This is a genomic window from Clostridium sp. C8-1-8, assembly GCF_009928445.1.
Classification (GTDB): Bacteria; Bacillota; Clostridia; order Clostridiales; family Clostridiaceae; genus Clostridium_AR.
Map to the genome: position 1 here is coordinate 1 of NZ_JAABNO010000010.1, position 14,131 is coordinate 14,131.

10 protein-coding genes and 1 pseudogene are annotated in these 14,131 nt (G+C 31.1%); all 11 read left to right on the plus strand.

Annotation, left to right across the window (positions count from 1 at the left end; all coding sequences use genetic code 11):
- Positions 1-366 precede the first annotated feature (366 nt).
- The 11 genes and pseudogenes from GXK57_RS11835 (at position 367) to xylB (ending at position 13,820) form a co-directional block, all read left to right on the plus strand.
- Complete coding sequence (locus tag GXK57_RS11835) at positions 367-582, plus strand: hypothetical protein (protein ID WP_160676245.1); 216 nt, start codon at positions 367-369, stop codon at positions 580-582.
- 782 nt (positions 583-1,364) lie between these two features.
- Positions 1,365-2,099, plus strand: coding sequence for a sulfite exporter TauE/SafE family protein (locus tag GXK57_RS11840; RefSeq protein WP_160676248.1), 735 nt, complete (start codon positions 1,365-1,367; stop codon positions 2,097-2,099).
- Between the two features lie 35 nt (positions 2,100-2,134).
- The gene (locus GXK57_RS11845; protein ID WP_160676251.1) at positions 2,135-2,983 is read left to right on the plus strand and encodes a Nif3-like dinuclear metal center hexameric protein; all 849 of its coding nucleotides are present in this window, start codon (positions 2,135-2,137) and stop codon (positions 2,981-2,983) included.
- 233 nt (positions 2,984-3,216) lie between these two features.
- Entirely contained in the window at positions 3,217-3,984 is a 768-nt protein-coding gene (locus GXK57_RS11850) for a prolipoprotein diacylglyceryl transferase (protein ID WP_160676254.1), read from the plus strand.
- A gap of 81 nt (positions 3,985-4,065) precedes the next feature.
- Positions 4,066-4,590, plus strand: a complete 525-nt coding sequence (locus GXK57_RS11855) for a GNAT family N-acetyltransferase (protein ID WP_160676257.1) — start codon at positions 4,066-4,068, stop codon at positions 4,588-4,590.
- Between the two features lie 370 nt (positions 4,591-4,960).
- A complete protein-coding gene (locus GXK57_RS11860; protein ID WP_160676260.1) occupies positions 4,961-5,311 on the plus strand; it encodes an inorganic pyrophosphatase in 351 nt (116 codons plus the stop codon).
- A 330-nt stretch (positions 5,312-5,641) separates the two neighbouring features.
- On the plus strand, positions 5,642-9,133 hold the full coding sequence (locus GXK57_RS11865) for a PAS domain-containing protein (protein ID WP_160676262.1): 3,492 nt from the start codon (positions 5,642-5,644) through the stop codon (positions 9,131-9,133).
- 16 nt (positions 9,134-9,149) lie between these two features.
- Positions 9,150-9,709, plus strand: a pseudogene (locus GXK57_RS11870) (GNAT family N-acetyltransferase).
- A gap of 59 nt (positions 9,710-9,768) precedes the next feature.
- On the plus strand, positions 9,769-11,175 hold the full coding sequence (locus tag GXK57_RS11875) for an aminopeptidase P family protein (RefSeq protein ID WP_160676264.1): 1,407 nt from the start codon (positions 9,769-9,771) through the stop codon (positions 11,173-11,175).
- An 84-nt stretch (positions 11,176-11,259) separates the two neighbouring features.
- Positions 11,260-11,958 (plus strand): HAD family hydrolase, encoded by a 699-nt coding sequence (locus GXK57_RS11880; RefSeq protein WP_347709091.1) that lies wholly within the window; start codon positions 11,260-11,262, stop codon positions 11,956-11,958.
- Between the two features lie 359 nt (positions 11,959-12,317).
- Positions 12,318-13,820, plus strand: coding sequence for a xylulokinase (gene xylB, locus GXK57_RS11885; protein WP_160676268.1), 1,503 nt, complete (start codon positions 12,318-12,320; stop codon positions 13,818-13,820).
- Positions 13,821-14,131 lie beyond the last annotated feature (311 nt).

Sequence of the window (14,131 nt, forward strand, 5' to 3'; positions counted from 1 at the left end):
GACGGCTGATGGTACTGCATGGGCGACTGTGTGGGAGAGTAAGTGGTCGCTAGGTGAATAAATACCTTAAGGGTATAGAAAAAGACTTCACATTTTGTGAAGTCTTTTTTATTTTATATGATAGTATTTTATACTATGATCAAGTGGTTAAGTTTTCAAGTTAGTTGACAACTTTTGGAACACAGGCTTATTATAAATATATGTTGCTCAGGTAATATTATTTTTATAATAAGACATAAATACTTAAATCTATTTATTAAAAATTAAAACTACTATGTCTACATAAGTATTAGGAGTTTTATAAAATGCTATTTTAATAGATCTAAATTAGAATATATGCTTATTTTATAGCTGAGGAGGTGTGGTATGAAAAAAATTAATAATTACATTAAAATCGGAATAGCATTAAATGCTTTTAGTTTATTCTTTAGTCGTTTTACGATTATTCCTGATTTTATCTTAGGAGTATGCTTAGGTGCTGGAATCTCAATTATGTTATTAGGCATATATGCTGAAAAACATGATATAAGCAAATTGAGAAGCTATAAACTAGCTTTAATTAATAAAGTAAGAAAGAGATAGTATGCGCTAGTCAACTTAAATGCTTTGCCTTAATACAAAATTAGACTCTATTAAAGTAATGAGTTGAATATAGCCGAAATCTAATAATGAAAGTTTATAAGTTTTCCCGATTATTTAAGTGATTTATGAAATATTGATAAATCACTTTTTTACTATCTAGGAAGCACTAAGAAGGCTAAAGTATTCACAAAGTATAAGAAAAAACTTTTTTTCATATGAAAGGTATAAAATGTTTATTAGCTAAACCTAGTAATATCAAGGACTTATAACAACTATTTAGTGTAAACAGTAAAAAAGTTATGTAGTCTGCCTTAATTCCTTCATGTATGTTTAGAAAGGCTGATTTGTACATTTATAAATATTACTGCCAAAAGAAGCCTATTTTCAAAGCTATGCAGGTTTATTAGAGGATAAGTTGAGAAATGAATTTTGAATACATAAACATATGTATAATGCTATCAAGCTAAAAGATAAGAAATTGATTAAGCTAGGAATTTAGTGTAAAATAATTACAACTAATATATGTGATATAAATAGATTTAAATGATGCCTATAAAATACCCAATAGAAATATAACGGAGAGAAAAAGTGAACAGAATGTGAAAATAAATGGGGAAAGTGCTACAATAAGTTAAAGAGAAAAAGAGCATGTATACTACAGAACCAGTAAGTTTTCCAATTGTAGATGGTGAATATGTAGCATTACTAGGTAAAACAAAAATTTATCAAATATGGTAGAAGAGAGTTACTACTAAAATAAACTTGAGCACTTAGGAGACAAAATGCAAAACTTATTTCTTTTTATTTCTACCTTAATAGCCTATTTTACTAAAAGTATAACTGGGTTTGGCAATACCTTGGTTATGGGATCTTTATTTTCTTTTCTGGTATCAAATCGAGTGACCACTCCTGTGGATCTTATCTTAAGTATCCCTACTAATGGTTATATAGTTTGGAGAGAAAGAAAAAATATATCATTAAAAGTTGTAGTACCATTATCTATTATGTTATTAGCAGGTATAATTCCAGGCACTTTTTTGTTGAGAGTAGGTAGTGATTGGATATTGAAGTCTTTGCTAGGCGTTGTGGTTGTTGGTATGGCAATAGAAATGTGGACAAGAAAACCTAGTGAAGCTTTAAGAAAGAAAAATAATCCTATATTTCTTGTGATAATAGGAGTGCTTTCTGGTATATTAGCAGGTGTATACGGCATTGGAGCACTTTTAGTAGCGTACATAAGTAGAACTACTGATAATAGAAGTGAATTTCGTGCTAATATTTGCTGTGTTTTTTTAGTTGATAATATATTTAGATTTTTTCTATATTTATATACAGGAATATTGAATAAGTCTGTAATTTGGACGGCAGTATTTCTTGCGCCTGCAGTTGTTATAGGTATGTACGTAGGGTTTAGAGTAGATTCAAAACTGAATGAGGCAACAGTAAAAAAATCAGTGATATTTTTACTAATAGTAAGTGGACTGGTTCTATTAATTAAAAGTATTTTGGTCCATTAAATGTTAGTATGTTACAAATAAATTTGGGGGGATTTATGAGAGCTATAGATGTATATGATAAATTAGAAAAAGACTTTATATCAAAGGATCTAAGCGATGATTGGGCTAGATTTATGGGGGAAGTAGAAGAATATATCTGTGATAATTTCAAGAAAAGAAGTATTGGGTTAGTATGCGATTTTACAGAAGAGATAGGAGAAGTTTATTCTGCTGTGTTTCCAACAAATAAGGTTATGCAAAAGCTTATTGATAATGATGTTAAAGATGCTATGCTATTTTTACATCATCCTTCTAACTGGGATATTAGGAGAAGTCAGCCCTTTTATCAGATGGATAAAGAACTACTAGAAAAGTTTAGAATCAATAGAATTTCTATATATATTTTGCATGTACCATTAGATAACTATAGTGAATATTCAACTAGTAAGACCTTAGCTGATGCCTTAGATATAGTGATTGGAAAACCTTTTAAAAGATATTTTGGATCTTTAAGTGGAGTTGTAGGGAAAACCAAATTCAGAACTATAGAGGAACTGCAAAAGAGATATTCACAGGTGCTAGGACATGAAACTAAACTATATCATTATGGGAAAAGTGACATATTAGATGGGAAAGTAGCTATAGTAGCAGGTGGAGGAAATAGTATAGATACAGTCTCTGAGATGCTAGAAGAAGATGTTAAGGTTCTTATAACGGGAATATCTACTAATATTGAAAGATACTCAGAAGTTCATAAATTTGAGAAAGATAATAAGGTAAATGTTCTAGGAGGTACTCACTACTCTAGTGAAAAATTTGCTTGTTTGAAGATGTGTACTTACTTTGAAAAGCTTGGATTACCTTCCACATTTATTCATGGAGAGCCAGTATATGAGGATATGTAATAGGACTCAATTTTAATAAAATCGCAGATATATTAAATTTTGATTTAAAGCAGTATGGCGGTAGTACATGAAGATGTGCTTCTTAGTATCTAGACTCAAAATGGAGCTGTTTATGAATCTAGGGAGCTATATTTTGATAGACTTATTTATAAAGTAATGCGTTTATAAATGTAGTGAGAACATATTAAGTAAACGTTCATAGTAACCTTAGATAATATTAAAAGGAGAAAGTTATGAAGAATGAATTGATAAAGATAGGACCAATAACAATCTATGGGTATGGCTTAATGATAGGGATTGGAATATTAGCAGCATATCTATTAACGGAGTATAGAGCAAAGAAGTTGAATTTGGAACATGAAAAGATTTTAAATTTAGCTATTTGGGGAGTAGGGGGAGGAATACTAGGAGCTAAGCTTTTGTATTACATAACTGAGTTAAAGGAAATAGTAGCTAACCCTAACATTCTCTTAAATATATCAGATGGCTTTGTAGTTTTTGGAGGAATTATAGGAGGAATATTAGGCGGTTATTTGTACTGTAAAAAATCAAGATTAAAGTTCTTACAATATTTTGACTTGATAATGCCAGCTGTTGCACTAGCTCAAGGTTTTGGAAGAATAGGATGTTTTTTAGCAGGCTGTTGTTATGGTGAAGAAACTACAAGCAATTTTAGTGTAGTATTTAAGCAATCTAATTTCGCTCCTAATGGTATTAAATTGATTCCTACACAATTGATATCCAGTGGATTAGATTTTTTAAATTTCCTTGTGCTGTTGTATATTGCCAAGAATAAAAAGGTTGATGGACAAGTTGCTGGATTTTACCTAGTTTTTTATAGTGCTGGGAGATTTGTTTTAGAATTCTTTAGAGGAGATCTAGTCCGTGGTACAGTAGGAATTATGTCTACATCTCAGTTCATATCAATTTTTACGTTTATTATGGGGATGATCTTGGTTCTTGTAACTGGTAACAGGCATTTAGATGAAGTATCCCAGTAGCTTGCTAAGATTATAGAGATATTAATCGTCAGTAAATATTTTTGTGAACTTCCACATATTATTTGAAAGGTAGTTTTGTATATGAGAACTCCAGTATTAGAAACAGAGAGATTAGTATTGCGTCCTTTTTGCATTGATGATGCAAAGCAGGTATTTGAATGTTGGGAAAGTGATAAGGATGTTGCAAAGTACATGTTTTGGGAAAGTCATGGTGATATAAATAAAACTGTAGCTTGGGTAAAAACTGAATCAAGTAAGATAGAATACAATGACTGGTACCGATGGGCTGTAACATTAAAGGAATCAGGAGACTTGGTTGGAACAGTCATTATATACTTAGAAGAAGACTACGGAAAATTTGAGGTTGCTTACAATTTTGGTAAAAGGTTTTGGGGATATGGCTATGCAACTGAAGCGATGAATGAAGTTATAGAATTTGCTAAAGTTTTAGATATTAAGGAAATCATGGGAAGGCATGCTAAAGAAAATCCTGCATCAGGTAAGGTTTTAGAAAAGTTAGGATTTGAATATATTAGAGACATACCTTATGAATGCAATAAAGGTAAAAATCTTTACCAAGGAAAAGAATATATTTTAAAGTTATAAAAGGTTTACAAAAGTTAATTATCTGGTAAAAACAGCATAAACGCCATATATTTATATGATTTTATGAATATATAAAGTTATGATTATATGAGCATAAGAATTTTTAATTTATGTATTGAGAAGAGTATCAAACTACGCTGTACATAACAACTTAATAATGAAATGTATATTTGTTTCTTAGAAAATCTAGAAGTTTTCAAAATACATTTGCGGTGAAGTGGTTGATTTTTAACAACATTTTTTAAATACATTCAAAAATACGAAGTTAATTAGACTATTTATACTTGAAGATTATTTAATTAATCATATATATAACCACAAAATAAGATTACCTAAGACCATAAAAACATAGTATTTAAAGGAGAGTATTATGGAAAGTAATGTAGAGTTTTGGAATTCCTTGGACACTCTTGTAGAACAGTCAGAAATTATTATCGATAGGCCCAAGGGAAGCTGTCATCCTAAGTACCCTAAGTTTATATATGAAGTAGATTATGGATATTTAAAGAATACCACTTCAATGGATGGCAGTGGAATAGATATATGGAGAGGTACTGATATAAATCAAAATATTGATGCCATAATGTGTACAGTTGATTTGAAAAAGAAAGATTCAGAGATAAAGATACTCATCGGATGTACTGAAGCAGAAAAAGAAAAGATTTATAGAACTCATAATGATTCTTCAAGCATGAAGGGAATATTGATTAGAAGAGTGTAAAGCATATTAAATTAAATATATTTATAAAATTTAAATAGTTCAAGTAGTTCACATTTACATATTGAAGCAAGTGAATTACTTGAACTAATTTTTTAGTTTATATTTACTGTCTTTAATTAATGAATCTAATGTCAACTATTAAAAGAATAGCAATTTAATATGTATGAGAACTTAACCTACGTGTAAAGGTGTAAGTATATGTATAAATTTTACCGTTAAAGGAAGAAAATTATTAAAAATTATAGAAGAATTTGGATAATTATCAGGTTGGATGTTATAATAACTACATACGGTTTATAAAAACTAAAATTTACAAGTTGGGGGACAAGAATGAATAATGTAACTTCCTTAAAGCAAACTCATGGACTAGCTTACATTGTTTTAAATAATGAGGCTATTACTGATATAAGTAAGTCTTTTTTGGAAATGACTGAATTTGGATATAAAGATTTAATAGATAATAGTATTGAGGATACATTTGAACTTTTAAGGATTGGACCATATGTTAACTATGAACATATAGATGAGGGTACCGAATATTTCTTATTTACTAAAGAGCTTGAAGTAAAGTTAGTAAATATTAATATTATTAGAAATCTGGAAGAAAGTATTTATATTTTTAATGAAAAGCCTAATTCTAAGATTGAAAGTAGATTGCCTTTAGCTAATGCGTTGTGTTTAGAAGACTATCGTGGGATAGCAATTTTTAGTGTGCCAGACATGACTTTGCTTAAAGCAAATGATAAGTATATAAGCTTTTTTGATGAAGCTTTTAATTTAAGAAGAAATTGTATAGGAAGGCCTGCTTGTGAATTTATAACTGGTTTTAAAGGAAGTATTCATGAAAAGGCCATTAATAATGTTCTTAAGACAGGAAAAGTATATAATGTAGATGAATATGTTTACGAGGGGTTTAGCAGGGGAATTACATATTGGCAGTTTTCTATAATACCTGTTTGTGATGAAGATAAGATAGAATATTGTGTGGTAATGGCCACAGAAATAACTGATAGTATATTACATAAAAATAAAATTGAAGAGCAAGCAAAGATTATAAGAAATCAAGCTGACATATTAAGGTGGCAGGCAGGCCTTTTAAATCTTTCGAAAGAATCTATTTTTGCGTGGGAATTAGATGGTGGCATCATATATTGGAATAAGGGTGCTGAAGAAAGTTATGGCTATAAAAAAGAAGAGGCGCTTGGAAGAGTAAGTCATCAGTTACTAAAGACAACCCATAAAGAAAGTTTTTCAGAAATAAGAGCTAAGATTCTAAATCAAGGAATTTGGAATGGAGAGATTGAGCACATAAAAAAAGATGGAACTAGAATAGTGGTTGAATCAAGTCATCAACTAATAGAAGATGAAGATGGCCGTAAGATAATTCTAGAGATAAATAGAGATATAACAGAAAGAAGAAAGGCTGAAGAAGATCTAATAAATCAAAGAAATCAACTTGAAGATATAATTCAGAGTATAGATGATGCTATATTTATTTATAATACAGGTAAACAAACATACCTAACAAATAATGCTGCAAAAAAATATTTTAAGGGTATAGACTGGCTTGCTGAAGAACTTACTGATACTAAGTTCTATGACTTGAAAGGTAACGAAATTAACATAGAGCGTATAGTAATTTCAAGAGTTTTAGCTGGAGAAGTATTGATTAATACTAGAATTGTAATGAAAAATGAAGAATCTATAAAATACCTTAGCATAAATGGAAGACCGATTTATGATAGAGAGGGTAAAGTCAAGTTCGGAATAATAAGCTGTCGAGATATTACTCAAGACATTGAAGCAAATAAGATAATAGAGCAGCAGAAAAAGGAGCTAGAACTGATTTTAGATAATATAAATGATGTCCTAATGATTGTTGACAAAGAAAGAAATTACATTAGATCAAATAGAAGGCTTAGAGAATGGATTAAAGCCTGTGACAACGATGAGTTAAGAGAAAAACTAAAGTCTGTTAAATATTATGATTTGAATGGTAAACCGCTTGCACTAGATGAATTACCTTCTTCAAGAATTCTAAAGGGAGAAACTTTAGATCAGTACAATATAATGTTAAGATTAGGTGAGGCAGAGAGATATTTAAGTTTAAGCGGAAGACCAATTTATGACGAGAATGGAACTATAGCCATGGGAGTATTCAGTTCTAGAAATATAACTGAAATGTTAAAGCAGTCAACTATAATTAAAGAACAAAAACAAGAGCTGGAAGCGATAATTGATAATATAACAGAAGAGCTTTACATCATTGACAAGAATAGGAATTATTTGATGTTAAATAAAGCTGCTAGAGATAGAAATAAGTATTTTAAATTTAATAATTCTGACGAATATGTGGAGAATTGTAGATTATATCAATTGTCAGGCAAAGATGTTGACTTTGATGATACACCTGTAGCAAGACTAGCACGAGGAGAAGTAGTTACTGATGAAGTTTTTATACTACATGATCCTGAAAAAAGATATATCTTAGTAAATTGTAAGCCTATCCTTGATGACTGTGGTAGATTAAAAGTTGGTATAATGCTATCAGAAGATATTACAACTAGAGTTTTACAAGAACAGCAGATTAAGCATCAAAACATACAATTAAAAGCAATATTAGAAAGTATGCCTGATGCTTTAATTCTAATTGATGAGAAAAGACAAATAAAGTTTTTAAATGAAGCTTCTAAACCTTATTTTTTGAAGAAATATGATAATTTCACAATTGGAGAATTTCTAAAAACATCTAAATGCTATTATGGCATCGATGGTGAATTAATACCAGAGGAAGAACTACCAGTATTTTATGCCATGAAGAATGGGAGTTTTGAAAATTGTATAATAACTATACAACTACCAGGTAAAAAGATGTATGCAAGCATTAATGGAAGCACAATCATTAGTGATTCTGCAAAAGAAGCTATTTTATCAGTTAGAGACATAACTGACCAAGTAATGCAAGAAAAGTCAGTACAGCATCACCAGTATATTGCATTACAAGCTGAAAAGGAAAAAAGTGAGGCTTTAGAGAAAGCTATAGAGATGAAGGATGAATTTTTATCAATAATTTCTCATGAGTTTAGAACGCCACTTAATGTTATTAGTTCGGCTGTACAAGCTATAAATTATTTGTGTGAAAATGAATTGTCAGAAAAATCAAAGAAATACTTAAGTATAATAAGACAGAATACTTTTAGGCAATTAAGATTGGTAAACAACTTGCTGGATATTACTAGAGCAGATGCTGGAAGAATAAAGCTTCATAAAAGAAATGTAGACATTGTATTCTTGACTAAAGCAATTATAGAATCTGTTAATATCTATTCTTCTCAGAAAGGTGTAAAGGTAGACTTTACTTCTTTCTATGAGCAGAAGATAATCGCTATGGATGAAGAAAAATATGAAAGGATACTATTAAATATTTTATCTAATGCTACAAAATTTACTCCATCAGGTAAGTTTGTATCAGTAAAACTGAGAAAGTATAGGAACCGTGTGTATATTGATATAAAAGATGATGGAATTGGTATTCCAAAAGACAAGCTTAATATAATATTTGAGAGATTTGGTCAGGTAGATAGCTCTTTGTCCCGTCAGGCAGAGGGGGCTGGTATAGGGTTATCCCTTGTAAAAAAGCTGATAGATGAATTAGAAGGAACAATAACAGTTAAAAGTAAGGTGGATAGAGGTAGTACTTTTACTATTAGTTTTCCGGATGAAAGGACTACTGAAGAATATGAGTTGTCGCCTGTTATTGATTTATTAGAAAACCGTTTAGTAGAGATAACAAAGGTTGAGTTTTCAGACATATACTTGTAATATTCTGGGGGGGAATATGATAATTGAAAGTAAAGTAGTTCAAGGAAAAAAGTTAATTTGGAACTTAAGATCCTCAAAAAAGAAGATGCATGTGATTTATCAGTGTTAAGATTAAAGATAGATGGAGAAACAGAATTTTTAGATAGAGAACCTGGAGAAGATTTCTTGTCGCCACTGGATTTTGAAAAGCTTATTTATGAAGATTCTATTTCAGAAAAAAATTTATTTCTAGTAGCCGAAATTCATGATAAGATAGTTGGATTTGCACGGCTTCAAGGAAATAATTTAAGCAGGTTTAAACATAAGGCCGAGTTTGGCATATGTATAATGAAGGATTATTGGGGATTTGGTATAGGAAATACTATGTTGGAAAGTATACTAATGATTGCAGACTCTAATGGAATAGAAAAAGTTTCATTATATGTAGTAGAAACTAACACAAAAGCAATAGAGCTTTATGAGAAATATGGATTTAAAAAGGAAGGCTTACTTGAAAAAGACCGTATCCATAAAGATGGAGATTATTATAACACAGTTATAATGGGTAGATTAGCTAGTAAATTGAAAAGTGAATAAACTTATTATCTATGCTCTAGCATTAAAATATAACTAGAATAACAAACTTAGGAGGAAAGATGAAAAAATACAAATATTCAGATGCGTACTTATCAGAAATACAGTCACCAAGATGTGACAATGATGGAATTCCTATATTTTTATCTGATGAAACTATGAGAGAAAGAAAAAATAAGATTTTGAATTTGATGAAGGAGCAAGCACTTGAATGCATTATTGTATATAATGACCTTGAGCATGGTTCTAATTTTGAGTACCTAACTGGTTTTCTTACTAGATTTGAGGAAGGATTATTAGTACTTCATAGGGATGAGAAAGCTTACCTAATCCTAGGCAATGAAAATACTAAGATGGTTAATTACTCTAGGATTCCTGCAGAGCTTATCCATTCACCATATTTTTCACTTCCAAATCAGCCTATGGAAAATGAATTGACTATGAAAGAGGTATTTAAAAAAGCGGGAATAAATCAGGAAATGAAGGTTGGGTTAGTTGGATGGAAGAACTTCACAAGTAAGTATTTTGATAATAGAAAGATATTTGATATACCATATTACATTGTAGAAGGTGTTAAGGAGATAGTAGGTGAAGATAATATTAGTAATGCTTCTCATATATTCATAAATTCTGATTATGGAGCAAGAGCTATAAATAATGCTAATGAAGTAGCTCATTATGAATTTGGATCTTCTTTGGCATCTGATTGTGTACTAAATGCAATGGACGCACTTGAAATAGGGAAAACAGAGATGGAGATAGGAAGTCTTCTGAAAATTTATGGTCAACCTAACAATGTAGTTTCCATAAGTGCTACTGGAAACAGATTTGAAAAGGCTAATTTATATCCTATAAATAAAAAGATCGAGTTAGGAGATAAAATATCTTTAACCACAGGGTACAAGGGGGGACTAGCAAGTAGAGCAGGATATGCGGTAAATGGAACTAGCGAGCTTTCAGAGCAGGTAAAGGACTATATTAATGTTATAGCAGCACCGTATTTTACCTCTATAGTCGCTTGGCTTGAGAATATCCATATTGGTATGACTGGAGAAGAAATGTATGGATTAGTAGACAAGGTATTGCCAAAGAAGCAATTCAATTGGTCACTTAATCCTGGACACCTGACTGCAGATGAAGAATGGATGTCTTCTCCTATTTACCCTAATTCTAAAGAAACTCTAAAAAGTGGAATGCTGCTTCAAATTGACATAATTCCATCAATTCCTGGCTACGGAGGAGTTGGAGCAGAAAACGGCATAGCCTTAGCTGACAAGGCTCTAAGGGATGATATAAAGAGAAACTATCCAAAGTTCTGGATGCGAATTGAGAGTAGAAGAAAGTATATAGTTGATGTGCTTGGGATTAAATTAAGTGAAGAGGTATTACCTTTATCAAGCACTGTTGGCTATCTAAGACCATATCTTCTAAATAAGAAAAGTGCCTTTGTATATAGGAGTGAGCAATAGCTACATTATTCCATAATTATAGAAAGAAAGGAGGTGAACTTTAGTGAGGCTCATATAATGCTAGGACTTCACTAAGTAAAAAATATGACATTTGAACTGATATGTATAGATATGTTTCAAACTATCGTAGATATAAGCGCAAGAAGACAATTTATTTGGAGAAGGATATTGGGGGATAATTACCATGAAGTACTAGCTATTGAATGCGCTAAGGCGGTTACTAAAAATGTAATTAATAAATTCCATGAGAGTGCCTCAGGTGAGGAAAGTTTTATAAACTTAAAAACTATGTTTAAACCTTTCTTTGAGATTGTACTTAAAGAGATGAATGTTTCCTTTGATGCAGAAGAAGCAGTTAAAATATTCATGGACGAGCATACCAATGCTATGCCTTATGAGGATGTTGAAACTTTTTTTGCGTTACTTTCAGGTAAACTGCCAATATGTTTGGTTACTGATGCAGATTATGAAATGATTCTACCTATTATAGGCAAGTATCAATTTGATAAAGTATTCATATCTGAAGAAGCTATGTCCTATAAAAATGACCCAAGTAGTAAAATCTTTAAAGATGTGTTAAAGCATTATTCCATAGCACCAAGTAAGATTCTTCATATAGGGGATTCGTCGTCAGATATTGCTGGTGCAAATAGAATTGGAATTAAAACCTGTTGGATAAATAGAGAAAATAAACAATGGATATATAGTACAAGTCCTGATTATATAGTTACTTCACTTAATGAAGTAGCAGATATAATTGGGCTTGATAATGTACTTAAATAGTGCTTTATGTAGAGATAGACTTCTTATATGAGATTATGGATGTACCGCTTTATATAGAAAATACGCCTTAAAATCCTATGATTATAATCTAGGAGTGTTTTGGAGATAGTTTTCTGTATAAGGTGGTATATTTTTTTATATAATAATCCTTTACTTAACCTTATTAAACTTTGAGAAGAGTATAGATATACTAATTCATAGTGAGTCTTATAAAATATTATGAAAAAGTTTACTTAAACATATTGACGGAACATAAAAGTAGAAGTACAATGAACTTAATAAATAACATTTAAAAAGTAATTTTAAATGTTAGATAAAAAGGCGCGAAAATAGTGAAAAGCAAATATGGGGGATTGAGTATGAGGTATTTATTAGGTTTAGATATTGGAACATCAGGTACTAAGACAGCTTTATTTGATGAGAATGGTAACACTATTAAGACGGCAACATATGGCTATGATTTGTTTCAACCACGGGTTGGATGGGCTGAACAAAACCCAGAGGATTGGTGGAATGCTTGTGTTAATGGGATAAGGGATGTTATTGAGAAAAGTGGTGTACAAGCTTCTGATATCAAAGGAATTGGATTAAGTGGACAGATGCATGGACTTGTTCTAGTAGATAAAGATTATAAGGTTATCAGAAACTCTATAATTTGGTGTGATCAAAGAACTGAAAAAGAATGTGATTACATGACAGAAGTTATAGGGAAAGAAAGACTTATAAAGATAACTGGCAATCCAGCTTTAACAGGTTTTACTCTTTCTAAGTTATTATGGGTAAGAAATAATGAGCATGAAAATTACAGCAAAATATATAAGATACTACTTCCTAAGGATTATATAAGATTGAAGCTTACCAATGTATTTGCAACAGAGGTTTCAGATGCTAGTGGAATGCAGATGTTAGATATAAATACTAGAAACTGGAGTGAAGAACTTCTAAGGGATTTAAGCATAGATAAGAACATATTAGCCGAGGTTTATGAGTCTGTAGTAGTTAGTGGTCATGTCACTGAAGAAGCTGCTAAGTTAACCAAGCTGGCAGTAGGTACTCCAGTTGTCGGTGGAGCAGGAGATCAAGCTGCAGGGGCAATAGGTAATGGAATAGTAAGTGAAGGAATCATTTCAACAGTAATTGGCACTTCAGGAGTTGTGTTTGCTGCAACAGATACACCAAGATTTGATAAGTTAGGAAGAGTTCATACTCTATGTCATGCTGTTCCTAATAAATGGCACATAATGGGTGTAACCCAAGGGGCAGGTTTATCTTTAAATTGGTTTAAGAGAACCTTCTGTGCAAAAGAAGTGGAAGAAAGTGAAAAATTAGGTGTTGATATATATGATCTTTTAACAGAAAAAGCATCAAAATCAAAGCCGGGAGCAAATGGTATAGTGTATCTTCCATATCTTATGGGAGAAAGAACACCTCATATTGATCCAAATGTAAAGGGCGCTTTCTTAGGTGTATCACTTATAAATAATCATGATGATTTTGTAAGAAGTATACTAGAAGGCGTAAGCTTTAGTTTAAAGAACTGCCTTGATCTTATAGAAGACATGAAAGTTAAAATTGATGAGATTAGAGTTACTGGTGGTGGTGCTGAAAGCAGTGTTTGGAGACAAATCTTAGCAGATATTTTCCAACATGGGCTAACCACAGTAAAGGCATCTGAGGGAGGAGCTTTAGGTGTAGCAATACTAGCTGGAGTAGGAGCAGGAATCTATGAATCTGTAGAGGATGCTTGTGAAAAGATAGTAAAGGGAAGCTCTAAGGTTGAACCTAATACTGATTTGAAAGAAGTATACGAAAAAGTATATGGGGCTTACAATTCTGCTTACCCAAGAATAAAAGGCTTTTAAATCTAGTATATCTTGTAAGCCGTAATAAGAATTCTCATAAAAATAGAATATCCTTGATCTTACTAGGTGTTCTAGCTAATAAATTTATAATTTCATATACAGTAAAAATACTTTAACTAAGTTTTCAACAATGGTATTATTTAAGAAACTAATATTTGAGACATCTAAAGATGTACCAGTTTACTCTAAGATTATTTTCGAAGTCCTCTAGTTTTTGATGAGTGAATCTAATAATATTAATTTTAAGATGAAATGGTACATCTCTAAAGGCTATAAGCTTTAAAGCTTTTAAACCTGTATATATGAAAGGA

Excerpts from the sequence above, each read along its gene's own strand:
- GXK57_RS11845 (WP_160676251.1), top strand. The coding sequence starts at position 2,135 with ATGAGAGCTATAGATGTATATGATAAATTAGAAAAAGACTTTATATCA.
- GXK57_RS11850 (WP_160676254.1), top strand. The coding sequence starts at position 3,217 with ATGAAGAATGAATTGATAAAGATAGGACCAATAACAATCTATGGGTAT.
- GXK57_RS11855 (WP_160676257.1), top strand. The coding sequence starts at position 4,066 with ATGAGAACTCCAGTATTAGAAACAGAGAGATTAGTATTGCGTCCTTTT.
- GXK57_RS11865 (WP_160676262.1), top strand. The coding sequence starts at position 5,642 with ATGAATAATGTAACTTCCTTAAAGCAAACTCATGGACTAGCTTACATT.
- GXK57_RS11835 (WP_160676245.1), top strand. The coding sequence starts at position 367 with ATGAAAAAAATTAATAATTACATTAAAATCGGAATAGCATTAAATGCT.
- GXK57_RS11880 (WP_347709091.1), top strand. The coding sequence starts at position 11,260 with ATGACATTTGAACTGATATGTATAGATATGTTTCAAACTATCGTAGAT.
- GXK57_RS11875 (WP_160676264.1), top strand. The coding sequence starts at position 9,769 with ATGAAAAAATACAAATATTCAGATGCGTACTTATCAGAAATACAGTCA.
- xylB (WP_160676268.1), top strand. The coding sequence starts at position 12,318 with ATGAGGTATTTATTAGGTTTAGATATTGGAACATCAGGTACTAAGACA.
- GXK57_RS11840 (WP_160676248.1), top strand. The coding sequence starts at position 1,365 with ATGCAAAACTTATTTCTTTTTATTTCTACCTTAATAGCCTATTTTACT.
- GXK57_RS11860 (WP_160676260.1), top strand. The coding sequence starts at position 4,961 with ATGGAAAGTAATGTAGAGTTTTGGAATTCCTTGGACACTCTTGTAGAA.